The 25,843-nt window shown below is 64.9% G+C and carries 20 protein-coding genes; 7 read left to right on the plus strand and 13 right to left on the minus strand.

Going from position 1 to position 25,843, the window contains the following annotated elements:
* The first annotated feature begins 2 nt into the window (after positions 1-2).
* Positions 3-1,451: a TRAP transporter large permease gene (locus ACFQ2S_RS15540; RefSeq protein ID WP_386075819.1), complete on the plus strand. Its 1,449-nt coding sequence runs from the start codon at positions 3-5 to the stop codon at positions 1,449-1,451.
* Positions 1,452-1,517: 66 nt separating this feature from the next.
* On the opposite strand, the gene ACFQ2S_RS15545 is transcribed toward ACFQ2S_RS15540, so the two are convergent.
* Both ACFQ2S_RS15545 and puuE read right to left on the minus strand, forming a co-directional pair.
* On the minus strand, positions 1,518-2,009 hold the full coding sequence (locus tag ACFQ2S_RS15545) for an ureidoglycolate lyase (protein WP_386075821.1): 492 nt from the start codon (positions 2,007-2,009) through the stop codon (positions 1,518-1,520).
* Positions 2,006-3,424, minus strand: a complete 1,419-nt coding sequence (gene puuE / locus ACFQ2S_RS15550) for an allantoinase PuuE (RefSeq protein WP_386075822.1) — start codon at positions 3,422-3,424, stop codon at positions 2,006-2,008. The genes ACFQ2S_RS15545 and puuE overlap by 4 nt, the downstream gene beginning before the upstream one ends.
* Positions 3,425-3,525: 101 nt before the next feature.
* Here puuE and uraH point away from each other — a divergent pair, with 101 nt between their 5' ends.
* Positions 3,526-3,879, plus strand: a complete 354-nt coding sequence (gene uraH, locus ACFQ2S_RS15555; protein WP_386075824.1) for a hydroxyisourate hydrolase — start codon at positions 3,526-3,528, stop codon at positions 3,877-3,879.
* A gap of 24 nt (positions 3,880-3,903) precedes the next feature.
* On the opposite strand, the gene ACFQ2S_RS15560 is transcribed toward uraH, so the two are convergent.
* Both ACFQ2S_RS15560 and ACFQ2S_RS15565 read right to left on the minus strand, forming a co-directional pair.
* Complete coding sequence (locus ACFQ2S_RS15560; protein WP_386075825.1) at positions 3,904-8,436, minus strand: translocation/assembly module TamB domain-containing protein; 4,533 nt, start codon at positions 8,434-8,436, stop codon at positions 3,904-3,906.
* Positions 8,436-10,313 (minus strand): autotransporter assembly complex protein TamA, encoded by a 1,878-nt coding sequence (locus tag ACFQ2S_RS15565; RefSeq protein WP_386075827.1) that lies wholly within the window; start codon positions 10,311-10,313, stop codon positions 8,436-8,438. Before ACFQ2S_RS15565 ends, ACFQ2S_RS15560 begins: the two co-directional genes overlap by 1 nt.
* 260 nt (positions 10,314-10,573) lie before the next feature.
* On the opposite strand from ACFQ2S_RS15565, the gene parA reads away from it, so the two are divergent.
* From parA to fcl, 4 genes are all read left to right on the plus strand, one after another.
* Complete coding sequence (gene parA, locus ACFQ2S_RS15570; RefSeq protein WP_386075829.1) at positions 10,574-11,212, plus strand: ParA family partition ATPase; 639 nt, start codon at positions 10,574-10,576, stop codon at positions 11,210-11,212.
* 169 nt (positions 11,213-11,381) lie between these two features.
* On the plus strand, positions 11,382-12,122 hold the full coding sequence (locus ACFQ2S_RS15575) for a glycosyltransferase family 2 protein (RefSeq protein ID WP_386075831.1): 741 nt from the start codon (positions 11,382-11,384) through the stop codon (positions 12,120-12,122).
* Between the two features lie 15 nt (positions 12,123-12,137).
* Positions 12,138-13,259: a GDP-mannose 4,6-dehydratase gene (gene gmd / locus ACFQ2S_RS15580; RefSeq protein ID WP_386075832.1), complete on the plus strand. Its 1,122-nt coding sequence runs from the start codon at positions 12,138-12,140 to the stop codon at positions 13,257-13,259.
* 10 nt (positions 13,260-13,269) lie between these two features.
* Positions 13,270-14,232, plus strand: coding sequence for a GDP-L-fucose synthase (gene fcl / locus ACFQ2S_RS15585; protein WP_386075834.1), 963 nt, complete (start codon positions 13,270-13,272; stop codon positions 14,230-14,232).
* Positions 14,233-14,277: 45 nt separating this feature from the next.
* Here the strand turns inward: fcl and ACFQ2S_RS15590 are convergent, their stop codons facing one another.
* Positions 14,278-14,967, minus strand: coding sequence for a sugar transferase (locus tag ACFQ2S_RS15590; protein ID WP_386075835.1), 690 nt, complete (start codon positions 14,965-14,967; stop codon positions 14,278-14,280).
* Between the two features lie 256 nt (positions 14,968-15,223).
* A complete protein-coding gene (locus ACFQ2S_RS15595; protein ID WP_386075837.1) occupies positions 15,224-16,405 on the minus strand; it encodes a polysaccharide biosynthesis/export family protein in 1,182 nt (393 codons plus the stop codon).
* 225 nt (positions 16,406-16,630) lie between these two features.
* Here ACFQ2S_RS15595 and ACFQ2S_RS15600 point away from each other — a divergent pair, with 225 nt between their 5' ends.
* A complete protein-coding gene (locus ACFQ2S_RS15600; RefSeq protein ID WP_386075838.1) occupies positions 16,631-17,269 on the plus strand; it encodes a hypothetical protein in 639 nt (212 codons plus the stop codon).
* Positions 17,270-17,464: 195 nt separating this feature from the next.
* Here the strand turns inward: ACFQ2S_RS15600 and ACFQ2S_RS15605 are convergent, their stop codons facing one another.
* The 7 genes from ACFQ2S_RS15605 to ACFQ2S_RS15635 all read right to left on the minus strand — a co-directional run bounded on the left by ACFQ2S_RS15605 (position 17,465) and on the right by ACFQ2S_RS15635 (position 25,731).
* The gene (locus ACFQ2S_RS15605; protein ID WP_386075839.1) at positions 17,465-18,292 is read right to left on the minus strand and encodes a glutathione S-transferase family protein; all 828 of its coding nucleotides are present in this window, start codon (positions 18,290-18,292) and stop codon (positions 17,465-17,467) included.
* A 34-nt stretch (positions 18,293-18,326) separates the two neighbouring features.
* Complete coding sequence (locus ACFQ2S_RS15610) at positions 18,327-19,688, minus strand: MFS transporter (protein WP_386075841.1); 1,362 nt, start codon at positions 19,686-19,688, stop codon at positions 18,327-18,329.
* The gene (locus ACFQ2S_RS15615) at positions 19,685-20,773 is read right to left on the minus strand and encodes an ABC transporter ATP-binding protein (RefSeq protein WP_386075843.1); all 1,089 of its coding nucleotides are present in this window, start codon (positions 20,771-20,773) and stop codon (positions 19,685-19,687) included. The genes ACFQ2S_RS15610 and ACFQ2S_RS15615 overlap by 4 nt, the downstream gene beginning before the upstream one ends.
* Positions 20,770-22,548, minus strand: coding sequence for an ABC transporter permease (locus tag ACFQ2S_RS15620; protein WP_386075844.1), 1,779 nt, complete (start codon positions 22,546-22,548; stop codon positions 20,770-20,772). The genes ACFQ2S_RS15615 and ACFQ2S_RS15620 overlap by 4 nt, the downstream gene beginning before the upstream one ends.
* A gap of 71 nt (positions 22,549-22,619) precedes the next feature.
* Entirely contained in the window at positions 22,620-23,789 is a 1,170-nt protein-coding gene (locus ACFQ2S_RS15625) for an extracellular solute-binding protein (protein WP_386075846.1), read from the minus strand.
* Between the two features lie 143 nt (positions 23,790-23,932).
* Positions 23,933-24,829, minus strand: coding sequence for a VOC family protein (locus ACFQ2S_RS15630; RefSeq protein ID WP_386075848.1), 897 nt, complete (start codon positions 24,827-24,829; stop codon positions 23,933-23,935).
* Positions 24,826-25,731 (minus strand): fumarylacetoacetate hydrolase family protein, encoded by a 906-nt coding sequence (locus tag ACFQ2S_RS15635; RefSeq protein WP_386075850.1) that lies wholly within the window; start codon positions 25,729-25,731, stop codon positions 24,826-24,828. The genes ACFQ2S_RS15630 and ACFQ2S_RS15635 overlap by 4 nt, the downstream gene beginning before the upstream one ends.
* Positions 25,732-25,843 lie beyond the last annotated feature (112 nt).

Genomic DNA, 25,843 nt, shown 5'->3' on the forward strand with positions numbered 1-25,843 from the left:
CGATGGGACTTCTTGAAGCGATCGGCAACGTGCTGACCCTTAACGAACTCGCCGTTCTGGCGATGTTTCTGACCTTCATCTTCCTGCTCTTTCGCGGCGTGCCGGTGGCCTATGCCCTAGTCGGGGTCAGCCTGATCTTCGTGCTGGTGGCCGAGATCCTGCTCGACCCGCACCGGTCGCTGTTCAAGGACATCATCGACTTCGACCGGATCGGCATGGACTATCGGCGGCTCGCCGCGATCTCGGGGCGGATCTTCGGCTCGACAGTCAAGAACCCGGTGCTGGTGGCCCTGCCCATGTTCATCTTCATGGGGCTGATGCTGGACCAGTCGGGCGTGGCGCAGCGGATGATGCAGTCGATGCAGAAGCTCTTCGGGGGCTTGCGCGGCGGGCTGTCGCTGACAGTGCTGCTGATCGGCATCATCCTGGCGGCGTCCACCGGCGTGATCGGCGCCTCTGTGACGCTTCTCGGCGTGATGGCGCTGCCCTCGATGATGGCGCAGAACTATTCCAAGCCGATCGCCACCGGCACGATCGCGAGCGCAGGGACGCTGGGGATTCTGATCCCGCCGTCGATCATGCTGGTCATCATGTCCGATCAGCTCGCGATTTCGCTGGGTGATCTCTTCATGGGAGCGCTGTTCCCCGGCCTGATCCTGGGCGCGCTCTACATCATCTTCATCGTGATCTACGGCCTGATCTCGCCCGGTTCTATGCCGCCGCCGGAGAAGTCCGAGCATGTCGGCTGGCCGGTGGTGAAGGAGGTGCTGCTCGCCGTGGTGCCGCCGATGTTCCTCATCCTGCTGGTGCTGGGATCGATCTTTGCCGGTTTCGCAACGCCGACCGAGGCATCCGGGCTCGGCGCGCTCGGCGCGACGCTGCTGGCGCTCTTCAACGGCAAGCTCAACTACAAGGTGCTGAAGGAGGTCAGCCGCTCGACGCTCAACACCTCGGGCTACATCGTTGGCATCTTCCTTGCGGCCAACTTCTTCGCCTTCATCCTTCGGCGCTATGGCGGGGACGAGATCGTGCAGCACATGGTCCTCTCGACCTTCGAGAACCCCTACATGATCGTCGTCTTCATCCTGTTCATCGTGTTCCTGCTCGGCTTTCTGCTGGACTGGATCGAGATCACCATCATCATTATGCCGCTGATGCTGCCGATCATCAGCGGGCTGGAACTGGCGGTGCCGGGGTATGACGTGGTGCGCGATCCCTCGATCGTCTGGTTCGCGATCCTGGTCGCGGTGACCCTGCAGACCTCGTTCCTGACGCCACCGGTGGGATTTGCGCTGTTCTACCTCAAGGGCGTCTGCCCGCCGGGGATCACCCTGGGGCATATCTACCGCGGGGTCGTGCCCTTCGTGGCGCTTCAATTGCTGGGGCTGTTCATCGTGTTCGAGTTCCCGGCGCTGGTCACCTGGTTGCCCTCGGTCGCCTACGGAAACTGACGGGGAGGCCGCTTGCGCGGCCGGCCTCCGGCGAGGGTATTTTCGCCAAGAAGAATGGAAGGGGGCCTAAAGCGGCCCCCCTTCGATCGTCCAGAGGACGGGGTAGCGGTATTCCTCGAGGTTCGCCCCCGCGCCGATGCGGTCGACCACGGCGAAGAGGCCGGGCGCGTGCAACGGGGTGAGAACGCCATGCCAGGTGCTGCGGTGGTAGTTGATCGCCTGGCCCGGACTGGTGAAGAAGGCCTGCGGCGTGCCGGGGCGGCCGTCCTCGTCGGGGGCGACGATCACCAGGAACGGATGCCGCGACATCGGGATAAAGGCCTGGCTGCCCTCCGGGTGGCGTTCGACGAGGTCGAAGCTGTAGGGCAAGGCCCGGGGTTCGGCCTTGAACAGGCTGATGCCGGCGCGCCCATCCGCGAAATCGAGTTTCGCACGGTCATGGAAGCGCCCGCAGGCCCCCTCGTTGATCAACTTGTCCGGCGGGCCCGAGGCCTCCAGCAGGTCGCCGAAGGGCGAGAAGGCCGCGGCGGTGATCGGCCTGGCGGTGAGGTGGCTCATGCGAGGTCCATCGCCTTCAGGCGCAACTCGGCGATCCGCTCGACCTGGGTGCAGGCCTCGGCGAACTCAGTGGCGCGGTCGTTGTCGAGGCGACGGCGGAAGCCGGCGAGGATGCCGGCCTTGTCGTGGTCACGCACGGCGATGATGAAGGGGAACCCGAACTTCTCCGTGTAGGCGGCGTTGAGCTCGGTGAAGGCGTCGCGCTCGGCGTCGGTCAGGGCGTCAAGGCCGGCGCTCGCCTGCTCGGCGGTGCTGTCGGCGGTGAGCCGTTTCGCGGTGGCGATTTTTCCGGCGAGGTCAGGATGGGCCTGCAACACGCCGAGCCGCTCCTCATCGCTCGCGGAGCGGAAGGCGCGGGCAAGGGCCGAGTGCACCCCGGTGGCGGTGTCGTGCGCCGGGCCAAGTTCCAGGCCATGCGCCCGCTCGGCGATCCACGGAGAATGCTCGAAGACGCCGCCGAACTGCGCGACGAAGGCGTCCCGCGGCATTTCGCTGGGACGTGGGGCCTTGCGGGGTGGGTGCCGTTCAGCCCAGTGGCGGGCGATGTCCACGCGGCGCGCGAACCAGACGCCGGAATGACCGGCGGCGTAGTCGAGGAACCTCTTGAGCGCCATGAACCGCCCCGGGCGGCCGATCAGGCGGCAGTGCAGACCGATCGAGAGCATCTTGGGCGCGCCAGCCTCCCCTTCGGCCATCAGGCAATCGAAGCTGTCCTTGAGGTAGGAAAAGAACTGATCGCCGGAGTTGAAGCCCTGCGGCGTGGCGAAGCGCATGTCGTTCGCGTCGAGCGTGTAGGGCACGAGCAGCTGGTCGCGGCCGTCGACGCGGATCCAGTAGGGCAGATCGTCGGAATAGACATCGGCGATGTAATCGAAGCCCCCCTCGCGGGCGGCAAGCTCCACCGTGTTCATGGAACTGCGCCCGGTGTACCAGCCATACGGGCGTTCGCCGGTCACCTCGGTGTGCAACCGGATCGCCTCGGCCATGTGGGCGGCCTCGTCCTCGGGGGAGTAATCCTTGTATTCGATCCATTTCAGCCCGTGCGAGGCGATCTCCCAGCCGGCTTCCTGCATCGCCTTCACCTGGGCCGGCGAGCGGGCGAGCGCGGTTGCCACGCCGTAGACGGTGATCGGGATCACCATTGCGGTGAACAGCCGGTGCAGGCGCCAGAAACCCGCGCGGGCGCCGTATTCGTAGATCGACTCCATGTTCCAGTGCCGCTGCCCAGGCCAGGGTGCGGCGCCGACGATTTCGGACAGGAACGCCTCGGAGGCGGCATCGCCATGCAACAGGCAGTTCTCGCCGCCCTCCTCGTAGTTGAGGACGATCTGCACGGCGATCTTCGCGCCGCCGGGCCAGTCGGCGGCTGGCGGCGTGGCGCCGTGTCCGTGCATGTCGCGGGTATAACGCTCCATCAAAGTCCCTCTTCTGCCTGAATTTTCCGCTCCGCCGGATGGCGGCTTGCCTGGGCCGCAGTTTCCCGCCTTCATGGGGGCAACGCAAGCTGGAGACCCCGATGGCAGGATACCTGACGACGCATGTGCTCGATACCGCGCTTGGCCGACCGGCCGAAGGCATAAGGATCGAGCTGTTTCGAATTTCCGGGGCGGATCGGGAGAGCATCGCCGAGGCGGTCACCAACAGCGACGGGCGGACCGATGCGCCGATCCTGCCGGAGAACGCCTTCCAGACCGGCAGCTACGAGTTGGTCTTTCACGCGGGGGACTACCTGCGCCGCACTGGGCAGGCCGGGGGCGAGCCACTGTTTCTCGACGCGGTGCCTATCCGCTTCGGGATGGCCGAGCCCGACCACTATCACGTGCCGCTCCTGCTCTCGCCCTACGGCTACGCGACCTATCGGGGAAGCTGAGGAGTCAGGTTTCCGGGCGCGGGATCAGTAATCCCGCTCCCAGTAGATGCCGATCGAGCTGTCGCCGGAGGATTCGGCCGTACCCTTGATGGTGAAGTTCTTCGTCAGATCGATGTTGATGTCGATCTCCGTGTCGCCTTCGCTGTCGGCGACGAACTCTGTGTACACATTGTCGCTGATGTACTTGCCGGCGCGGACTTCTGCATCGCCCTCTTCGGTCGTTGCGACGTCGAGGTCATCAAGACCGATGCCTTCGCGCAGGTTGCCGAGCACGCCAACACCGCCGCGGCCGGTCAGGATCGCGACCGCATTGGCAAGTTGAACCGCCTGCAAGGGCGACAGGTCATCCAGTCCCTTGTTGAACAGGAAGCGGGCAAGCACCTCGTCGTCAGGCAGCGAGGGCACGGAAGTAAGATCGAACTCCGGATCGTCGATCGGGCCGGAGATCCGCGCGACAAACTCGAAATCGTCCCGCGAGGAAGAAGCGGAGATGTCGATATAGGGTTGCAGACCGCCCGCGAGTGACACCTGTCCGTCTTCCACATCGAGCCGTTTGCCGAGAATGTCGAGGCGACCGCGGATCACGTCGATCTCTCCAACGGGATTCGGGTTTGCCGTGGTGCCCGTCAGCCGCAGGGCACCGCCCATTTCGGTGTCGAGACCGCGTCCACGGATGAAGACCGGGCCCGGCACGTTCACCTGCACATTCAAGTTGTAGACCGGCCCACCGCCACCACCACTGCCAGACCCGGAGTCCTTCTCGGTCACGACAAGACCGGCGCGCTCCCGGGTCAGGAAAACGTCGGCCGGCTCACCGATATGGGTTATGTTGGGGATCGCGCCGCCGTAGCCGAGGCTGCCTTCGGGGATCTGGACCTCGGTGCGTCCGACGTTGATGCGTCCGTCAATCGTCGCTCCGCCGGTCAGCGGACCAGTGACCGAAACCCTGCCGCCGAGCGAGGTACGATAGAGCAGCGGGTCGGTGAGGACGAATTCGTTGAGAGTCGCCTGAAGGTCGGCGTTCATGGTGTCCAGTTGCAGCGAGCCCTGCGCCCCGAGGCTGCCGCCGTCCGGACCGTTAGCGCTGGCGTCGAGCTGGAGCGACTGGCCGTTCAGGTTCACCTGCACGTTGATGCCGTCCAGACCGCGCGGCGTGCCGGGGTTGGTGAGCCGTGCACCATTGATCGTGACGGTGCCCGAGACAGCGTCCAGCGACGGCGGGCCATTGACGGCAAGATCGAAATTGGCCGTTCCGAGTATGGCGGCTGGCTGGATCGCGAGGTTCGCGAGGCCGAGCGGGGCGTTGCCGTTGACAGACAGCTCGAGGGTCGAGAAATCGCTGGCGACAGTGCCGCCGATGGCCGTGGAGGCGCCCTGCGGTCCGCTGGTCGTCAGGTCCACGGTGTAGCCGTTGTCCTGCTGGCGCACGCTGCCCGTGGCCTCGACGCCGCCGGTGACACCGGGCGCGAAGGGCGACAACGAGGGCACCGAGAGGGCGAGGTCGAGCGCCGTCGCCGCGTTGCCAACCTGGCCGTTGACCGTGGCCGTGGTGTTGTACGGGCCGCCCGCATCGACAGCCACGTTCCAGGCACCGGCCTCGGCCTCGCTCGCGGTGCCGCTGAGCGAGAGCGGTCCGGAGATGCTGCCGGCGAGCGGCGCGACATTCGGCATCGCGGCTTCGAACGACAGCTCGGAGGCGCCGTTTCCGTAAGTGCCGCCGGCGGAGACGGTGCTGCTGTAGGGGCCGGTCGCATCGACCGCGAGATCCCAGGCACCATCTTCTGCCTGCGCGGCCGAGGCATCGGCGCGCAGGGCGCCGGTGATGCCCGGCGCAAAGGGCGAGACGTCGGGCACGGCAATGCTCAGGTCCACGTCCGTGCCGATGCTTCCCACCGCGCCGGCGATCCCGGCGGTCGCACCGTTCGGGCCGTCCACGTCGAAATCGACATCCCAACGGCCATCGCCGATTTCCTTCGCGGTGCCGCTCGCATCGAGCGGACCGGAGAGCTGCGGAACCAGCGGCGAGAGGTCGGGCACGGAAACATCGAGCGACAGATCGCTCTGACCGCCACCGACCACGCCATCCACCGAGGCTTCCGCATCGAGCGGCCCGCCGGCGTTGAAATCGATCTGCCACAGGCCTTCGCCTGCGTCGGTCGCCGTGCCCTCGGCACGGACCGGGCCGGAGAGGCTCGGCACCAGAGGCGCGATGTCGGGCAGGCCGGCGCTCAGGGTGATCTTGCCAGGCTGATCGGGTTCGATGTTGCCGCCCAGATCGAGTTCGGCATCGTAAGGGCCGGTACCGCCGAACTGGAACTGCCAGCCGCCGGTGTCGGTCTCGGCTGCGTTTCCGGAAAGGTTCACCGCGCCTTCATGGCCGGGGACGAGCGGGGCGATGTCGGGCAGCGACAGGTCGAGCGACACGTCGGTCTCGCCCGGGGCGTAGAGCCCTTCGACCGCGGCGGCGAGGTCATAGGGACCGCCGACATCAAGATCGAGGTCCCAGGCACCCGCGGCTCCGGTCTCTGCCGCCTGGCCCTTCACGCTGACGGGGCCGGTATGACCGGGCACCAGCGGCGCGATATCGGGCAGCGACAGGTCGAGCGTCACGTCGCTCTCCCCGGATTTCACCCGGCCGTCAACGGTGCCGGTCAGATCCCACGGGCCGTCAAGGTCGAGGCCGACCTGCCAGTCGCCGGCGGCCTCCTCGCGCGCGTCGCCCGAAAGCGTCAGCGCACCTTCCTGGCCGGGCATGACCAGGCCGATGTCGCTCAGCGCGGCGGTGAAACCGATGTCGGAGGTACCGCCTCCGACCGCCCCCTGGGCATCCGCGGTGATCGCGCGGCTGCGCAGCTCGAACTTTTCGAGCGTGGTGCCGGCGGTGTCGCGACGCACGGCCGTGGAAAGCGTGACCGGTTCGGTCAGCAGCCGGTCGGCCGTTTCCTGACCGATCGACAGTCCGTCGCCTTCGAGGTCGAGCGCGATATCGAACTGCCCGCCCAGCACGTCGGCCGAGCCGGTGAGGTCGGCAGTGACCTGGCCTGTGAGCGTCTGGCCCGAGATCGTGGAGAAGCGGGACAGGTCATCCGCCCGCAGGCTGGCCTCGCCGTCGACCTGCATGCTCCGGCCTTCGGTCTGCAGATCTCCGGCCACTGTCAGGCCGTAATCCGCACCGTTGACCTGGAGGCTGGAGATGCTCAGCGGCGCGCCGTCTTCCCAGGCGAGGACAGCCACGCCATTCAGTGCGTCGCCCACCGCCTGGGCCAGGGCGGCGTCCGCCAGCAAGAGTTCGGCAAGGTCGAACTGAATGTTCGCGGTCACGGCGCGGGGCTCGGTGGTGATCGTCCCCTCCCCGTTCAGATCGAGACTGCCAAGCGTCGCGGCTTCCGTCTCGAGCCCGGCGAGATCGGCCTCGAGCGTCCAGCGGTCGCTGGTGGCGGAGTCGAACGCCGCGTCGAGGGTCACCTCACCGACGAAGATCCCGGGGCCGGAAACCGGAAGGCGCAGGGCGGTGCCGTCCCGGTTCGCCATCGTGCCGTCTAGGGCGAAGGCTTCCGGCAGACCGTTGGCGCCGATCCGGGCGCTGCCTTCCAGGGACAGGCTCTGCGCGGCGAGCGTGAGTTCGGACAGGTCGATCGCGCCCTCGGCGCTCCGGTTGCCACGGGTCGCGAGGCGGATGTCCTCGCCGAAGAAGTCGTGGAACTCAGCCGGCAGGAGGGGGGTGATGTCGCCCCCGATATCGGCCGCGAAATCGGTGCTGCCAGCGTCGGTGCCGGTCAGCGTCACGGTGCCGGCGATCCGGTCCTGGTCGTCGGTGCGCAGGGCGATGTCGGCGGCGAAATCGCTTAGCGGGCCGGCCCCCTGGACCGACAGATCGAGCGATGGCGCGCCGGGCAGGTTGATCAGGTTGCCGACCAGTCCGCCAGGCTCTTCCTTCAGCGCGAGGTCGAGCGACAGCTCGCGGCTCTCGTTGGCAAAGGCGCCCTGAAGCGAGATTGTGTCGGAAGGCCCGTCCAGCCGTTCGGTGCGAATGTCGACGCTGCCGTCGCCGCCTGCCAACTGGACCGAGCCGTCGAGCGAGAGCACCGCGGCCTCACCGAGAAGCGCCTCGCCCAGTTCCGCGCGTGCGATCGCCAGCTTGTCGACGCGGATCGCGACCGGCAGTTCCGGCAGCGAGAAACCGGACGCCTCGGCGCTCGGCGCATCGGGCACGGCGGTATCCGGCCCGGGGATCGGCTTGCGCACGACGATCAGTTCTTCCGCCGACAGCTCCGACACCGAAAGGTTGCCACGCAGCAGCGCGGCGCGGCTCCAGTCCAGAACGGCCCCGCGCAGGATCAGCCAGACGCCGTCGTCATCGGCGATGGTCAGCTCGCCGAGGCGGGCCTGACCGGCCAGAAGCCCCTCGAACGCGCTGATGGAGACCTCGCGGCCAGCGCTGGACAGCTTGTCCTGCAGGAAACGCTGGATGAAGCCCCCGCCGTCGTCCTGCGCCCCGGCCGGGGCGGCGACGAACAGGATCAGGGCGGTCGGGGCGGCGTAGCGAACGAACGTCATCAGAATGCCTGCCCGATACCGATGTAGAGTTGCACGGCGTCGGCATCGTCGGGCCCGCCGTCGATCGGAGTCGCGATATCCACGCGGATCGGGCCGAAGCCGGTCTTGTAGCGCACGCCGATGCCGCCGCCGCTCATCCAGCTGCCGGAACCGTCATAGAATTCCTCGGCGCCGACGTACCCAGCGTCGATAAAGCCGACGACGCCGATGTTGCCGCGCACATAGCTGCGGATCTCGCCCGAGAGCGCGACATAGGAGCGGCCACCGATGATTGTGTCGTCGATTTCTCCGGTGCCGAGCGACTGGTAGGGCTGGCCCCGGACCGAACCGCCGCCGCCGGCGAAGAACAGGTAGTCCGCCGGCGCTTCGGAAATCTCCGGACCATAAAGGCTGCCGAACTGCATGCGCCCGGCCAGCACCGTGTTGCGCTTCTCGCCGAAGCCCCAGTAGGTCCGTGCGTCGAGCTCCAGAAGGCCGCCATTGGGCATGTCGACGATGCCGGCGAAAGGCGTGAGCGTGGTGTCGACGAAGAAACCCTGCGTAGCGTCGAACTCCTCGTCGCGCGTGTCCCATTCGAGGTTCAGCGGAAAGGACACCAGCTGGTAGTCGCGCTCGCCGAACGCATCCTCGACGGAGCTGGCGCGGTAGTTGAGGCCTGCCGTGAGCTCGAACGTGTCCGAGACAATCCAGGTCACGCCGCCGCCGATCTCGGCCGTGTCGGCAAGGTAGCCGGGTTCGTCCTCATGCTCGATGTAGCCGCCGAAGAACAGGTCGGTATCCGGGCGGAACGTCGCCGGGCGGCGCAGCACACCACTGAGTTTGTAGTCGACGCCGTTATTGGCGACGGAGGTGCCGATGTTCTGGATATCGAGGTCGAAGCGCAGGTTCTCCGCCCCGCCGAGCAGGTTGCGGTGCATCCAGTAGGCATTGAATCGCCCGCCTTCCTGGGTAGTGATCTCCGCGCCGGCACCGATCCGCCGCCGCTTGTCCTCCAGTACCTCCGCCTCGATGGCGAGCTGGTCGCCGGGACCGACCGCTTCGGCCTCGCGCAGAGAGACCGAGCGGAACGCGCCCGAGCGGCGCAGGCGCTCGGCGGCGTCGTTTACCTCTTCTGGACTGTAGACCTCGCCGGTCGGAATCCCCGCGATCGCGACGACCCGCTCCGTACGAACGCGCTGGTTGCCGCTGACGACAGTCGGGCCGAAGCGCAGTCGCGGGCCGGGATCCATCGTCAGGCGGGAGGAGATCGTGGAACTGCCGTGGTTCGCGGTGACGTCTTCGGAAGCAAGGTCGACCTTGGCATGGCCGGCATTGCGCCAGGCGGAGGTTGCCGAGCGCGCCGCGTCGCTGATCATCGAGGCTTGGGCGATCTCGCCGCGCGCGTAGCCTTCGGGGATCTCGGTCTCGGGCGCGAGCGGGCCGACGCTGGCCTCGGAGAACTTGAAGACCGGTCCGGGCCGCACCGTGATCACCGCGTTGCGGATGTTCGCCGGTGCGTTGAGCGGCGAGATGTCTGCGGCTTCGCGCCCGTCGAGCGTCACGTTGATGACGCCGCCGTAGAAGCCCTCTCCGTAAAGAACGGAGATCATCTGCTTGTATTCCGCGCGGGCGGTGGCGAGCACTTCGGAGCTGGTCGGCGGCTGCGGCGCTTCCTGGTTGCGATTCCAGAACCGTTTCCGCTGCGCCTGTTTCTCCGCCGCCTGCTGCTCATCGAGCGCGCGCACCAGCTTGGAGGCGCCTTCAAGCTGCTTCTGCAGATCCTCGTCGCCCCCGACCACATTCACGGTGACGGTTTCGAGCGCGGCCGTTGGCAGAGCAGTCAACGCCAGAAGCGTTGCGGCGCCAATCGGTTTCAAGAAGAGCTTAGGTTTTCTCATGGCGCCCATTCCTAGCCTGTGCCAGACCGGCTTGCCAATGCTGGCGCGGCGGCGTCGTCGGGGTTTCGCGCATTCTTGTTACAGCGATACAACATGCGGCGTCGAGCCGGATTGTTGCCGTTACGTCCTTCTCCGGCCCACCGTTGCGGAGCCGCTGCAACCGATCCGTTCGATGCCCGCCGCATCACCGCCTATTGTGGAACCACGACAGTTACGCCACGATATCTTGGCGAGTCGCGCAGGTCAGCCCGGGGGACGACATGGCCGGATACACGATTACCGTGGCGCAGCAGAAGGGCGGGTCGGGCAAGACGACCGTTGCCGTCAATCTGGCTGTTCATCTTCTGGACGCAGGCCATTCCGTTGCGGTGCTCGATACCGACCCGCAGGGGTCGATGGGGCGCTGGTTCATGACCCGTAACGAGGCGACGGGCGGCGCGCCGGGCCTGGATTTCTCCACCGCCTCGGCATGGGGCGTGGGCTATGAATGCGACAAGCTCAAGCGAACCAATGACTTCGTGATCGTCGACACGCCCCCCAAGGCCGACAGCGACCTGCGCCCTGCCCTGCGCGAAGCGGACCTGGTAATCGTGCCGGTCTCCGCCAGTCAGCTCGACCTCTGGGCCACCGAAGCGGTGCTGGAACTGGTCGAGCGCACCCGCAAACCGGCGCTGACGGTTCTGAATCGGGCCCGCACCGGCACCCGGCTGACCGCCGACATCGTCGAGCAGATGCGCGGACTGGAGGCGCCGGTGGCCGAGACCATCCTCGGCAACCGGGTGGTCTTTGCCGAGGCGCTCGGCCTGGGCTTCGGCGTCACCGAACGGCAGCGCCGCGGAGCCGCGGCCGGAGAAATCGCGGCGCTCGCCGCGGAAATCGCCGGGATGCTCGAAGCCTGACCGATGTACACGCGGCGCGCCCGGTTTGCAGGCGTCGCGCAACCAGGGGCCCCGCTGACTGAGGTTTCCCGGCCACGCCTGCCCTTCCACACGCATCCAGAGGCTGGCCAAGCGGGGCCGGGCCGTGTCACCTGCGGCCAGCCAAGGCATTGTAAAGACCGCATCAGCGATGAAATTCTCCATCATCACGGCCACGTTCGACCGCGAAGCAACGGTCGCCGACGCCATTCGAAGCCTGCAGAGCCAGACCTACGCCGATTACGAGCATCTCGTGCAGGACGGCGGTTCGCGCGACGGCACGATGGCCATCGTCGAGCGGATGGCCGACCACCGGACCAGGGCGGTCTCGGAACGCGACAGCGGCATCTACGATGCGCTCAACCGCGCCACCGCTCGGGCCAGCGGCGATGTCATCGGGCTCCTGCATTCGGACGACTTCCTGGCGAGCGACCGGGTGCTCGAGCTGGCCGCCGCCGCCTTTGCGGACCCGGAGGTGGACGCCGTCTTTGGCGATCTCCACTATGTCCGCAAGGACGACCCCGACCGCGTGGTCCGCAACTGGGTGTCCGGCGCCTTTACGCCCGCCCGGCTCAAGGCCGGCTGGATGCCACCGCATCCCGCGCTCTTCCTGCGCCGCCGGGTGGTCGAGGCGCGTGGCGCCTACGACACCAGCTTCTCCATCGCGGCGGATTACGATTCCGTCCTGCGCTACTTCAGCCAGCCGGGGTTCCGGGCGGTCTATGTGCCCAAAGTGTTCGTCAAGATGCGCGTCGGCGGCGAGAGCAACCGCTCGGTCGAGCGGGTGATGCGCAAGAGCCTCGAGGACTACCGCGCGTTGCGAAAGAACGGGGTCGGCGGTATCGGGGTCCTGGCACGCAAGAACCTGAGCAAGGTCGGGCAGTTCTTTTAAGGGATTTTGGGACGCATGACGAAGAAGGCACTCATCACCGGCATCACCGGGCAGGACGGATCGTATCTCGCGGAGTTCCTGCTCGAGAAGGGCTACGAGGTGCATGGCATCAAGCGGCGCGCATCGATGTTCAACACCCAGCGGATCGACCACATCTACCAGGACCCGCACGAGCCGAACCCACGGCTGAAGTTGCACTACGGCGACCTGAGCGACACCTCGAACCTCACTCGCATCCTGCGCGAGGTGGAGCCTGACGAGGTCTACAACCTCGGTGCGCAGAGCCATGTCGCGGTGAGCTTCGAGGCGCCGGAGTACACCGCCGACGTCGACGCCATCGGCACGCTGCGGCTGCTGGAGGGGATCCGCTTCCTCGGGCTGGAGAAAAAGACGCGCTTCTACCAGGCCTCGACCTCGGAACTCTACGGCCTCGTTCAGGAGATCCCGCAGAAGGAGACGACGCCGTTTCACCCGCGTTCGCCCTATGCCGTCGCCAAGCTCTATTCCTACTGGATCACGGTGAACTACCGGGAGGCCTACGGGATGTATGCCTGCAACGGCATCCTCTTCAACCACGAGTCCCCGCGCCGCGGGGAGACCTTCGTGACCCGCAAGATCACCCGCGGCCTCGCCAACATCGCCCAGGGCCTCGAGGATTGCCTCTACATGGGCAACATCTCGGCGCTGCGCGACTGGGGCCACGCCAAGGACTACGTGCGGATGCAGTGGATGATGCTGCAGCAGGACGTGGCTGAGGATTTCGTGATCGCCACCGGCGTGCAGTATTCCGTGCGCGACTTCATCACTTGGTCGGCGGCCGAACTCGGGATCGAGATCGCGTTCTCCGGCGAAGGCGAGAGCGAGATCGGCACGGTCGTCGCCGTGACCAGCGACATGGCCCCGGCGGTGAAGCCCGGCCAGGTCATCGTCCGGATCGACCCGCGCTACTTCCGCCCCGCAGAGGTCGAGACCCTCTTGGGCGACCCGACCCGCGCCAAGGAGCGGCTCGGCTGGGAGCCGCAGATCACCGTCCAGGAGATGTGCGCCGAGATGGTGGCGGAAGACCTGAGATCCGCCCGCCGCCACGCCCTGCTGCGCGAACACGGCATGGACATGCCGGTGTCGCTCGAACTCTGAGGGAAACGAGATGAAGACCTTTCTCGCCGGTCACCGCGGCATGGTCGGCTCTGCCATCCATCGCCAGATGCTGGCGGCCGGCACGCCGGCGCAGCAGATCCTGACCCGGACCCACGCGGAGCTCGACCTGACCGACCAGGCGGCGGTGCGCGCTTTCTTCCGCGACGAGACGCCGGATCAGGTGATCCTCGCCGCGGCCAAGGTCGGCGGCATTCACGCCAACAATACCTACCCAGCGGAGTTCATCTACCAGAACCTGATGATGGAGGCCAATATCATCCATCATGCCTACGAGGCCGGGGTGCGCCGGCTGCTGTTCCTCGGCAGCTCCTGCATCTACCCCAAGATGGCGCCGCAGCCGATGGCCGAGGACGCGCTGCTCACCGGCACGCTGGAGCCCACCAACGAGCCCTACGCCATCGCGAAGATCGCGGGTATCAAACTGTGCGAGAGCTACAACCGGCAATACGGCGTCGACTACCGGTCCGTGATGCCGACGAACCTCTACGGCCCGGGAGACAACTTCCACCCGTCCAACAGCCACGTCCTGCCGGCACTCATGCGGCGCTTCCACGAAGCGGCCCGCGAGGGTGCGGAAGAGGTCGTGATCTGGGGGTCGGGCACACCGCGGCGGGAGTTCCTGCACGTCGACGACATGGCCCGCGCCTCGCTCTTCGTGCTCGGGCTGGACCGGGAGACCTACACGGCCAACACCGACCCGATGCTGAGCCACATCAATGTCGGCACCGGGACGGACATCAGCATCGCGGATCTGGCGGGGATGGTTGCGGGCGTCACAGGGTTTCAGGGCCGCATCGTCTGCGACCGCAGCAAGCCGGACGGAACGCCGCGCAAGCTGATGGACGTCTCCCGGCTCGCGCAGATGGGCTGGCAAGCCCAGATCGCGCTGGAGGCCGGCATCCGCGAAACCTACGACTGGTACCTGGAGAACGCGGCCGACCTCAGGATCTAGGGCGCAAGGCGAAAGGGCGGCGCGACGTGCCGCCCGCTCCGGTCGTCAGCGTGCGCCGTAACCGGTCAACATTACGAGGATCGTGCGCACGGCGATGTAGAGGTCCAGCCGCCCGGAGGACGTCTCGACATAGATCTGGTCGTAATGCGCCTTGATCTCGGTCGCCTCGATCCCCTCGGCATAGCCGGACTCGATCTGGGCGAGGCCGGTGATCCCCGGCTTCACCTTGAAGCGATAGTTGTAATGCGGGATGACCTTGGCGAAGTGCTTCGCGTGGGAGGCCGAATCCGGGCGCGGCCCGATAACGCTCATGTCGCCGCGCAGCACGTTCAGGAAGTTGGGAAGCTCATCGATGCGGTAGGTCCGCAGGAATTGTCCCAGAGGGGTGATCCGATCCTGTTCCAGGGCCCCGTCCGCCTTGCGCATCTGCGACTCGTCGACGGGAATCATCGTCCGGAACTTCCACATCCTGAATTCGGTGCCGTTCTTGCCCATGCGGGTCTGCCGGAAGAACAGCGGCCCCGGGTTGAGCAGCGGGTTCAGGATCAGGAGAACAAGCGCGACGACCACCATCAGGGAAATGCCGGTGAGGGCCAACACTTTGTCAAATATGAATTTTCCAACCTTGAAACGCAGACTCCAGTGAGTAACGTCGGTCTGATCTTCGGTATAGAAGTGCTGGCTGGGACCCTGGAAGATCCTCGGAACCGAAAGTGCAACCGCGTGCTGTCTCATAAAAATCCCCGAATAATCCTAACGCCGCATTTCCTCGGCGATTCTCAAAAACCTTTAAAACCCGGCAATACGTTGACGATTTTCAGAGTTTTGTTAGCAAACCGATGTTGACGGGTAAATGACACCTCGGCGCACCACAGTGGACTTGTTGCAAAATGAATGGGCAGCCACCGCATCCGAATGCAACGGACGGGGGACTGCCTGATTTTTGTGCGAGGTCGGTCCGAGTATCGGGCCCGACGCCGGGATCTCAATGTCAGTCCGCGAGGATGACGTTGGTGCCGTCGATCGTCCAGTCGGCGATGTAATCCGCCGGGACCGGGATGAAGGTCGACAGCGCCTCGAAGGCATCCTTGATGCTGGTGGACAGATACAGGATGTCGCCATCGGCAACTTCGAACGACTTGGCCGCGAACAGCGACTCGGGCTGGGTCAGATCGAATCGGAAGATGGTCGGCACCGTCGGCGCCGTGAACCTATAGGTCTCGATCCCGAGCTGGCTCAGCGTGCTGGTCGGCACGTCCCGATAGAGGAACACGCCCGACCGGTCCGCCTGCCGGTTGGCAAGCCCCTCGCCATTGCCGAGAACATCGACGACCGTGCTGTCCGGCTCGTTCATCAAAAGCGTTGCGTTCTTCGTCCCGCCCGAGCCGAGGATGGTGATCCTGTTCTCGGGGGTCTCCACCTCGATGACGTCGTTGGTGCGGACGTAGATGTTGAGATGCGGGTTCGAAAGCACGTCGCGCATCAGCGCGCTCTGGGTCACGCCGTTGCGGCTGACCTTGACGCTCAGGTTCTCGGAGCGTTCGACCGGGCCGCCGGCGGCGGAGATCATGTCCAGTAGCCGCAGGTTGGACTCGTCGATCGCGTATTTCCCGGGCACGCCCACCTGCCCCACGACCGAGACCTTGGCGCTCTGCCGGTCCGAGATGCGCACGATGGCGGCCGGATCGACCAGCACATCGCTGAGCATCCGGGTGAGGGTGTTCTCGAACTGCTGCACCGTCATGCCCTGCGCCTTGATCCTGCCAAGCGGCGGAACGCGCACCATGCCGTCGCTGCTCACCTCCTGCGGAACTAGGGTGGTCTGGGAGATCGGCGAGATCGACGCCGTGGTGAAATCCATGAAGCCTGTCTCGGCCGTGCTGACGATGGATATCTCCAGCACGTCGCCCCGGCCGATCACCACCCCGGCCGGAGAACCTACCGGATGAAAGCCGCGCGCCTCGTCGGCGCGCCGGGCGTGGGTCACCGACGTGGCGATGCCGCGGTCGACATTGATGAGTACATAGGGAGCATCGTTGACGGCGGCGTCGTTCTTGGCGCGGCCGACGACAACATCCGTTCCGTGGAGAATGGCGCGGGAACTTGGCCCACCGCCACCGCATCCGACCAGCGCGATGCAACTGGCCAGGACAATTCCGTTTGCCCGAATCACCTCGATATCCTCAATTTGAGTTTTTTGTTTATTTCTCGGGAATTGCCTGCCTCAATTCAAGTGACAGCCAAGTGACGCTTCGGCAAGTGCGCCATTTTTGCACGGCAAGGGACTGCGTGAATCAGGGCGAAAAGCCGTTTGCGAGTTCGGCCGCGTCGTGGTCATGTATCCTTCATTACAACCTATGCCACTGACCGCCCGACCCACCGCTAGATCTGCGAGAAGATGCCTGCCTCCCGATCCCTGTCCCTCGCCCCCGTCGCCAGCCTCGCCGTGCTGGTCTTTGCCGCCTGGCAAGGCGTGTCGACCCTCGGAGACACGCCGGCATTCAACCGGGAGCTGCGCGTGGAGGCCCCCTATGGTGGCACGCGCCCGATCCTGACGGCTACGATGTACGACACCGCAGGATACCTCTACCAGATGGGGTACGGGGAGGCGCATTTTATCGCGAACGCCCTCATGCAGGGGGCAGACCTGTCGACGATCACGGTGGACACGATGCGCGAGCACACCGCTCGCGCCGCCTCGCTCGCCGAAGCGAGCCTTGAACTGAACCCTGCGAGTGCGCACGCTTGGCAATTGCTTGCCGAGAGCCTGCGCGGCACGCGGCAGCCTGAACGCGGGCTCGAGGCGTTCAGATTGTCCTATGAACTCGCACCCTACTCCTCGTCGCTGGCATCCAGACGGCTGCGTTTCGCGGCCGGCCAGAGCGAGGAGGCGGTATCCGATCCGCAGATCCGGGCCGGCATCGAAAGAGACGTGGAAACTGTCCTGACATTCCGGCCCCAGCAGATCGACGCTGCAAGGGAATCTTTCCCGGAGATCGTCGATACCGTCGAGGCCCGCATCCCGACCGCCGAGTGAATGCCGGGCTTGCGCACCGGTGGACTTGGCTCACCTCGTCGGGACGCGGCGATGGACGCCAGTGCAATGCACGATCCAATTGGTCTTCATGAACAGGCGTCACGTGGACGCCCCCCGGGTCCGCCGGAGCCGAGGCTTGGTCTGCGCCAGTTCCCCCTGACCACTCGCACCACTCAGCGAGCGCCAAGCCACCGCTCAACTCGCGGCAGTGCTACGCTCGCTTTCTGCAATGGTTTCTCGCCAGCGCAACGCGAGCATGGGCCAATGTACGGCGCCTCCGGCGCGTTGTGCCAGCGCCGTCGCCTCGGGAATGAATTCCGCAATAGCGACCGCGTAGCTGGTTCGTGCGCGCATCGCGTCGAGCCAGGTGGCGATCATAGGGAAGTCATCGGTCCAGAGTCCGGAGAATCCCAGCCTGTCCAGCCTGTCGATGTAGGAAACGAGTCCGATATCGGCGAGGCCGAAAGCGGGGCCCGATACCCAGGCGCCACCACCGATATGCTCGCTCATGTCCTCGAATGTTCGCAGAAGGTGTCGCAAGGCTTGCGCAACGTGGTCTGACTTCAACGCATTTGCGTAGAGATCGCGTCGCTTGGCGCGGAGTACGGGATCAGGCATCCGGCTGATCGCAGCTTCGATCTCCTTGAGGGACTTCGTCTCCAGAGCCTTGTCTCGCATGAAGGTCGAGAAGGAGAGCGTGTTGATTGCGGCATGCACAGCCAGGCAGCGCAACAGCCAGTGCCGGACGCGCATTTCAAGCCCGGGGTCGTCCGGCATGAACGCGCTGCCATTGTAGGTCTTGTCGAGATACTCGGCGATCAGGCTCGACTCCACCAGGACAAGATCCCTGTCGATCAGTGTCGGCACCACGGCCTCGGGGTTCAGACGCATATATGCCGGTGCGAATTGATCGCCCTTTTGCAGATCCAGCATCTGGCTTTCATAGTCGAGCCCGATCTCGGCGAGAGCCACGCGCACCTTCTGCGAGCATACGCTGGTCGGTCCGTGATACAGTTTCCGCATCAGAAATTCTCCATTGATATCTGGCCGTTTCCCGTCAGGAAATAGTCCGCCTCACCCAGGTGCGGCTCATGCTTGCAACGGCGCCTAGGCCCGCGATCGCGGCGGCGGCGGCCATGGCATCGATCGACGCCGTCGGTCCCGACAGCAGCGCGAACGCGGCGATTGCCGTTCCGACGGCGCGGCCGAATTGTCGCGCAACGGAAACCGATCCGCTGGCCGCCGCGCTTCGCTCCCGTGGCGCGGCCAGCATGATCAAACGGTTGTTCGGCGTCTGGAATATTGCGAAACCCATGCCGCAGATCGCGAAGGGGATGGCGATGCTGGCCGCGGTCGGCGTTGCGTCCATACCGGAGATCAGTAGAAACCCAATCGCCAGAACCGCCAAACCTGCCGCCCCTGTGTGCCCTGCGGGAAACCGGTCAGAGAAGCGGCCGATCAGCGGAGCCAGAATTGCCGTTGCGGCCGGCCAGACGCTGAGCGTGACGGCCATCTGCAATTCACCGAACCCGGCGCCGTAGAGCAGGTAGAAAGGCAGCAGGATGAACCCGAGGGTCTGTGCCGTGAAAGCGCAGATCGATGCGACGATCGACAACGCGAAAACGGGTCTTGCGAGAAGATCTGTCGGGAAGACTGGGGCCGCAGCGCCGCGCGATCGCGCAAGAACCGCCACAAGCGCCAACGCAAAGATCGCGGCAGCCGACAGGAGCACCGTCGCGGACCATCCGTTCGCCAGGCCGTTGATCACGACAAGCGCAGCCGTCAACAATGCGGCTACCAGTACAGCCCCCAACAGATCGAATTTTCCGCCTGATGGCGGCACCCGCGGGAGCGCTATACTGCCGGCCACGAGGGCGATCAGGCTCATCACGACAAGCAACCCGAATACCGCCCGCCAGCTCGCCACCGTAAGGATCAGCCCGGACACGGCCGGCCCGAGCGACGACGCGAGCGCGACCGTCGTGGCCATCAGGCCGATCGCGGTCCCCAGGCGCGCATCGGAACAGACGGTGCGCAGCAGGGCAAGGCCGAGGCTCATGGCGCCGGCGGTGCCTATCGCCTGCAGCCCGCGCGCAGCAACCAATGCCGGAAAGTTCGGCGCGAGCATGCAGGCCATGGTCGCCGTTGCGAACACCGCGAGCGAGGTGAGGTAGACCTTGCGATAGCCGACAACGCCTCCCAGGGAAGCCATTGGCAGAAGCAGCGCAACGATTACCAGTTGCGCCGAGCCCATGACCCAGGTCGATGCTGTGGCCGGGACCGCGAAGTCCCGGGCAATGGCAGGCAACGTGACACTGACAGCCATGCTTTCGAGCACCGTTACACTGACCGCGCACATCAGGGCGGCGAGCGCCAATGCGGCCTTTCTGCCTTCATGCTGATCCTGCGCTGCGGTCACGCTTTGAGGATCGCAACGTCATCGGGACGAACAACGACACCGATCTTGTCGCCCACGCCCAATGGCTGATTGGGGTGAACGCGCGCGACAATGTCCGAATTGCCCAGCCGGACCCGGCATTCCACCGAGTCACCCAGAAAAACCGTCTCAAGCACTTCACCGGCGGCGGCATCCTCCGAGCCGTGAGAAACCAGCGTGACGTTTTCGGGGCGAACAGCAATCGTCACGTCTTTTCCGACCGGAACGTCGGAGGGTGACGCGAACCTGATCTGCCCCCACTCGGTCTCTATCCGGCCCGGTCCGGCGCCATTTGCAATGGCCCCGACCTTTCCGGACGCGAAATTGCACTGACCGATGAAGCTGGCCACGAAGCGCGAATTCGGATGTTTGTAGATCTCGACCGGCGAAGCTTCCTGCACAATCTCGCCATCGCGCATCACCGCAACGCGATCGGCCATGGTCAGCGCCTCTGTCTGGTCGTGGGTGACGTAGAGCGCGGTCATGCCTAGCCGCTTAACGAGGTTGCGCAGTTCGAGCCGTGTTTCCGCGCGAAGCTTGGCGTCGAGGTTCGACAGGGGTTCGTCGAACAGCACGACCGTCGCCTCCCGCACGATCGCTCGCGCCAGTGCCAACCGTTGCTGCTGTCCGCCGCTGAGAAACGGCGCGGGACGGCTTTCGTAGCCGGAGAGCTGGACGAGTTCCAGCGCCTTCCCGACCCGCGACACGATCTGCGCCTCGTCGATCCTGGGACGCATCTCGCGGAGCGGAAAGGCGACGTTCTCGAACACTGTCAGGTGCGGCCAGATCGCATAGGACTGAAACACCATTCCGATGTCACGTTTGTGCGTGGGCACCGCCAGCCCCCTATCCGAATCGTGGACAACCGTGTTGCCGATCGAGATGCGCCCGCTTGTCGGCCGCTCCAGCCCGGCCAGACACCGCAGAGTGGTTGTCTTGCCGCATCCGCTCGGTCCAAGCAGCGTGTAGAATTCTCCGGCGTCAACGGAAATGCTGACCCCTCGGACCGCATCCACCACGCCCCTGTCGGACTCGTAGCGGACCCGAAGATCCTCGATACTGATCATAGCGCTCCTCCGCGTTGACCACCAAACCCGAACAGGCGCAGGCCCAGAGCGAGTGCGAACATGAATCCCATGAGCATGATCCCGACGGCTCCTACCGAGCTGATATTGCCGTTGTCCCAAAGCGACCAGATCATGACTCCCAGCACCTCGTTGCTGCCGCCTTGCGAAAGGATCAGCGGCAAGCTGATGAACCGAACGCTCAGCATCGCCACGTAGATCCAGATCCCAACCAGCGTGGGAAGCAGGAGCGGGCCGAAGATCCGCAATGCGATCCGCCAAGGCGGTGCGCCGGAAAGTTTCGCCGCATCTTCGAGATCGGGATGCACCTGTATCATCGCAACGCTCATCGCGCGCACGGCATATGAAAGAAAGAGGATCGTGAAGCCCAGCACGAGGGCGTATATCGAGCCGAATGTGCTTGCGCCCGTGATCGCGTCGAACTGCATCAGAAGCCAGAAGAGGGCGAGCCCCAGCACGATCCCGGGAATGGAATGCGGCAGGAAGGACAGCATGTCGAGCGCATAGCGTCCGGCGAAGCGGGTGCGCACGATGATGTAGGCCACAATGAACGACACGAGGGTGACGCAGGTCGCCGACATGAGGGTGACATAGATCGTGTTGAACAAGGTCTGGGCGACCCGAGGCTGATTGAAGACCGCGATGTAGTGCTTGAACGTCAAGCTCGTGAATGCTTCCCAGCTGGGGGGACGCAGGTAATTCACGAGTGACACGTACAGCAACACGAGGAACGGCAGCACGATGGTCACGAACAGGAACAGGAGCGACAACGCGAGCGCGGGCTTCCGCCAATGGCCGAGTCGCACCTGACGAGGCGTGTAGCCCTTACCTGTAATGATCGAATAGCGCTCCGAATGCCGGACCAGCCGGAGGTAGAGGAACGAGATTACAAGCGCGATCGCGAGGTAGAAGACCGCCGCGGCGTTGGCTTGCCCGAACGCCGGGATGGTGCCGATGTTGTCGATCAGGTTGTAGACGCGCGTGCTGAATACATGGAGGTTGACGGGCATGCCGAGGACGCCGGGAACCTCGAAGTTCTCGATTGCAGTGATCGCCTGGAAGATGCTGATGGCAAGGATCCCCGGAAGCAGCAAGGCTATGGTGATCCGCCGCGTTGCACGCAACGGGCTGGCGCCGCTCGCCGCAGCGGCCTCCTCCAGCGAAGGATCCATGCTGCGCATGAGAGGCACCAGCATCAGGAACGCGACCGGAACGAGCCGCAGCCCTTCCGCGAAGATCAGTCCGCCCATGGTGTAGATGTCGAAAAGCGGCGTCGCGCTGCCTGTCATGTCCATATAGGCGCGGTTGATGAAGCCGGATCGCGGGCTGAGCAGCAGCACCCAGGCAATGGCGTGGAGAATGCCCGGGACCGCAATGCCAAGGGGCACGCCGGCATAGATCCACATCTTGCCCGGCATGTCGGACCGCTCCACGAGCCAGGCCAGAACCGCAGCCGTGAAGATTCCGAACACGGTCGCGCCAATAACGTAGATCGCGGTGTTCCAGATCACCTTGTCGATACGTTGCTCGACCCAGACCGCGTAGAAATTCGCGAGCCCCAGGTTGTCGAAGGAGAATTCATTGGGCAACCGCGACAGGCTGAATGCACCCGCAACCAACGAGAAGATAGGCGCGATGACCAACGCCGCGAGGATGATCAGGACGGCCCAGGGGAAAACGCGGCCGATAATGTCCCGCTTGGGAGCGCCGGCAGGTCGCTCTGCATCCATCGGCGTGCTCGTTGTGATGTTGGTCATCGGCTAACTCCGTGTGGTGGCCCCGGGCCGGCATCGGCCCGGGGAGCTCCGTTCAAAGTCTGAGATCGACCTCACTCGGGACCGCCGGCCTGCGCCCAGATCGGGTTCCAGACCTCGTAGACCTTGGGCAGTTCCGTCAGCATGCCATCCAACGTCCGGAGGGCGATATCCTTGCCGGCAAATTCTTCGGCCAGTGGCGCAGCACCTTCGATCTGAAGGTCCTTGTGCACCGGGCCGTCACCGCCAGCTGCAAGACGGACCAACTGGCCTTCCTGGCTGAGCAGCCAGTTGATGAAAACCTTCGAGGAGTAATGGGTCGGCGAGTCGCGGAACATTCCAATGAGGTTGAAGTACTGCGGGACCGGTTCGGGGCAGTGCCACCCGACCGGGGCCCCCGTTTCCATGATTTCGGCTGTCTCGTCGTTCGGCGTCGGCAGACCGACGTCGAATTCTCCGACAAGCGGCAGGTTGATCATGCCGCCGACCCCTTCGGCGCGGAGTTGCGGCTGGAGCGTGCTGAAGAATGCCGGCAGGAACTCGTTGGTCATACGCTCCGGGCCATAGTCGGGATGGGTCCAGAGATTGAGCGTCCAGAGTTGCGCCCGGTTGGCAGCCCCTACCCGCCCGCCTTTCAGCGGAGAATCCTCCGAGACGAGATCCCACCAGGTCGCGGGCAATTCCTCCTCGCTCACGCGATCCTTGTTGTAGATCATGCACCAGGTCGTGTTCTGCATTCCTGAGAAGGTGCCATTCGGTGCGCGCCGATCTTCAGGAATGCCGTCCCACGCCGGCAGGTCGTCGATTTCCGCCAGCGCGTCGGCCTCGACGTAATCCTGCAGGGATCCCTCGAAGCTGACCACGATGTGACGCACCAGCTGGCCAGCCTTGTAGGCAAGAAGTGGCTGGACAGCGCGGGCCGCTCCAGACGTTTCCGTCGCAATGATTTCGATGTCGGGATACCGCGCATTGAACACAGGCAACCACCGCGCGACATGCTCGGAGGCGTCGTTCGTGCTGAAGTCGATCGTGCCTTCGGCCGCCGCCTTCTCCAGCCATTCGGCCGGCACGGCGAGTTCGGTGGCCGTGCTGGCATCCGCCTGTTCGATCAGTGCTTCGCTGATCCCGTTTTCCGACAGAAAGGCGCGCGCCTCATCGGTCATCTGTGCCGATGCCGCCGCCGACATGGCCACAAGCGCCACGACAGAGCAACTCAGCCAACTGGACTTCGAATAAGTTGTCATATTGATTCTCCTCCCTTGGGTCATCCCGTCTCGAGGTCAGCCCGCGATCCGGGTCTCAATTCAGCCCTTTCGGGGCTCCCTCCACCGTCGTCTCCTTCCCTTGTTTGCCGTGCCGTCCGGACTGGGGCCGGCACGAACTTCGATTATCCAGCGAACCCCGTGGCGATCTGAGCCGCCTTGCATGTTTCGCTCTTCGGCGGCGCAATTCCCCACCGGTCTGTCCGGCCCGGAGGCCATGTCCAGTCCTCGGGCATGCCAACCCGATAGGAATCGTCGACCTGGAGGATGTCGGCGGTGTGTTCGACCACGTAGCCTTCGGGGTCGACGAAATAGGCGAAGACATTGTTGCCCGGCCCATGACGCCCGACCCCCCAACCGATCTCGAACCCGTGGTCGCGCATCCGGCCAGACGCGAACATCACGCCTTCGAGTTCCGGCAACAAAAAGGCGACGTGATTCAGCCCCTCAACCGGGGCCTCGGCCAGCACCACGGCATGATGGTCGCTGTTGCACCGCAGGAAGGCCATGGCTTTCGAGCGGTCGCTGAGCCGGAAGCCAAGAACGGTTTCGTAGAATCCCGCGAGCGCGTCGACATCCCGCGTGTTGATGTTGACGTGCGACAAGCGGACGGCCCTGTCGATCTGCTCAGGGCGCAGGTTGCCCGGGGTATCGCCGTGGACAAGTCGCACCACACAGCCGCTCGGGAGGCCGAGATCGATCATCCGTCCGCCCCCCGGACGCGTGGCGGCGGCCGGTCCATCAGATATCGTGCATCCCGCCTGCGCCGCCCGCGCGGCGACATCCAGCATTGCCTCCTCCGACACACAGCGGAAGGTGATGGCGGCAAGGCCGTGTGCGTCTGCGGGCAACAACGCGAGAAGGAACGGATCACCGCCGGTTCCCGAAAAGAAACGTGCATCGCCAGGATGATCGACCGGCTCGAGGCCCCAGACGTCCCGGTAGAAGGCCGTGTGACTTGCCAGGTCCCGGGACAGGAGATCGACGCTGACGATCCCGGAGATCGGAAACCCTGTCGTCAAAGCACGATCTCCGCATCGCCATAAAGATTGCGCTCGACCACCGTGTTGCGGAGTTCGCCGAGCCCGGTTGCGCGGGTCACGACAACGTCGCCCGGCTTGAGAAAAACAGGAGGGGTCCGCCCGTTGCCAACGCCGGCGGGCGTCCCGGTCAGGAGGACGTCGCCGGCATTGAGCGTCATTCCGAAGGAGAGTTCCGCGATCAGCGTGGGAATGTCGAAAGCCATCTGCGCCACGAGAGCGGATTGCATGGTCTCGCCGTTCAGCTCGCATTCGATCCTTACCGCTCCCAGATCCTCGATCTCGTCCGCAGTCACCAGGAACGGGCCAAGCGGCGTCGTCTCGTCGGGGCTCTTTCCGCGCATCCATTGCCCGCCGTGCCGGCGCTGGATATCGCGCTGAGAGATGTCGTTTGCCAGGCAGAAGCCAAAGATGTGCTCATGCGCCCGGCCTGCCGGGATCGAACGCCCCGCGGTGCCGATCACCAGCGCCAGTTCGGCTTCGTAATCCCATTTCCGGGAGCACCGCTCGTCCCACGCAATCTGGTCATACGGTCCGATGATGGCATTCGGCGCCTTGGTGAAGAAGGTAGGCGCTGCCGGCCTGTCCACGTCCTGACCGTCGCGGCGCCCCTTGCCCTCTTCGAAATGATCCCAGTAGTTCCAGCCGGTGCAAAGCACGTCGCGCTTGAAGCGGCTGATTGGAGCGGCGAGTTCCGCCGTTCCCGCCGGTATCCGTCTGCGACCGGCCTCCTGACACGCGCGCTCTGCCGCGGCAAGCCCATCCCGCCCGGCCTCGATAACCGCTGTAAGATCCCGGAAAAGATCGCCGACAAGAACGATTTCTTCGTTGTCAAGAACGCCTGGTTCCGTCGCTCCGCCATTCCGAACGCACGCAAAGCGCATTGCAATCCCCTCCCAAGGCCAGATCACCGGATAATGTCCGTCTGGGAGCAAGCTTGATCCATGATCCATATTCATGTCAACAATGATCGATCAAATGGTCGAAACGTTCCCT

This window comes from Tropicimonas aquimaris (assembly GCF_042676185.1).
In the GTDB taxonomy this organism is placed as follows: Bacteria; Pseudomonadota; Alphaproteobacteria; order Rhodobacterales; family Rhodobacteraceae; genus Tropicimonas; species Tropicimonas aquimaris.

What these genes read in the sequence shown, in the direction of transcription:
- ACFQ2S_RS15545 (WP_386075821.1), bottom strand. Translation starts at nt 2,009, where the DNA reads ATGAGCCACCTCACCGCCAGGCCGATCACCGCCGCGGCCTTCTCGCCC.
- fcl (WP_386075834.1), top strand. Translation starts at nt 13,270, where the DNA reads ATGAAGACCTTTCTCGCCGGTCACCGCGGCATGGTCGGCTCTGCCATC.
- ACFQ2S_RS15625 (WP_386075846.1), bottom strand. Translation starts at nt 23,789, where the DNA reads ATGACAACTTATTCGAAGTCCAGTTGGCTGAGTTGCTCTGTCGTGGCG.
- gmd (WP_386075832.1), top strand. Translation starts at nt 12,138, where the DNA reads ATGACGAAGAAGGCACTCATCACCGGCATCACCGGGCAGGACGGATCG.
- ACFQ2S_RS15635 (WP_386075850.1), bottom strand. Translation starts at nt 25,731, where the DNA reads ATGCGCTTTGCGTGCGTTCGGAATGGCGGAGCGACGGAACCAGGCGTT.
- ACFQ2S_RS15540 (WP_386075819.1), top strand. Translation starts at nt 3, where the DNA reads ATGGGACTTCTTGAAGCGATCGGCAACGTGCTGACCCTTAACGAACTC.
- parA (WP_386075829.1), top strand. Translation starts at nt 10,574, where the DNA reads ATGGCCGGATACACGATTACCGTGGCGCAGCAGAAGGGCGGGTCGGGC.
- ACFQ2S_RS15605 (WP_386075839.1), bottom strand. Translation starts at nt 18,292, where the DNA reads ATGCGGAAACTGTATCACGGACCGACCAGCGTATGCTCGCAGAAGGTG.
- ACFQ2S_RS15575 (WP_386075831.1), top strand. Translation starts at nt 11,382, where the DNA reads ATGAAATTCTCCATCATCACGGCCACGTTCGACCGCGAAGCAACGGTC.
- puuE (WP_386075822.1), bottom strand. Translation starts at nt 3,424, where the DNA reads ATGGAGCGTTATACCCGCGACATGCACGGACACGGCGCCACGCCGCCA.
- ACFQ2S_RS15565 (WP_386075827.1), bottom strand. Translation starts at nt 10,313, where the DNA reads ATGAGAAAACCTAAGCTCTTCTTGAAACCGATTGGCGCCGCAACGCTT.
- ACFQ2S_RS15590 (WP_386075835.1), bottom strand. Translation starts at nt 14,967, where the DNA reads ATGAGACAGCACGCGGTTGCACTTTCGGTTCCGAGGATCTTCCAGGGT.
- ACFQ2S_RS15600 (WP_386075838.1), top strand. Translation starts at nt 16,631, where the DNA reads ATGCCTGCCTCCCGATCCCTGTCCCTCGCCCCCGTCGCCAGCCTCGCC.
- ACFQ2S_RS15560 (WP_386075825.1), bottom strand. Translation starts at nt 8,436, where the DNA reads ATGACGTTCGTTCGCTACGCCGCCCCGACCGCCCTGATCCTGTTCGTC.
- uraH (WP_386075824.1), top strand. Translation starts at nt 3,526, where the DNA reads ATGGCAGGATACCTGACGACGCATGTGCTCGATACCGCGCTTGGCCGA.
- ACFQ2S_RS15620 (WP_386075844.1), bottom strand. Translation starts at nt 22,548, where the DNA reads ATGACCAACATCACAACGAGCACGCCGATGGATGCAGAGCGACCTGCC.
- ACFQ2S_RS15615 (WP_386075843.1), bottom strand. Translation starts at nt 20,773, where the DNA reads ATGATCAGTATCGAGGATCTTCGGGTCCGCTACGAGTCCGACAGGGGC.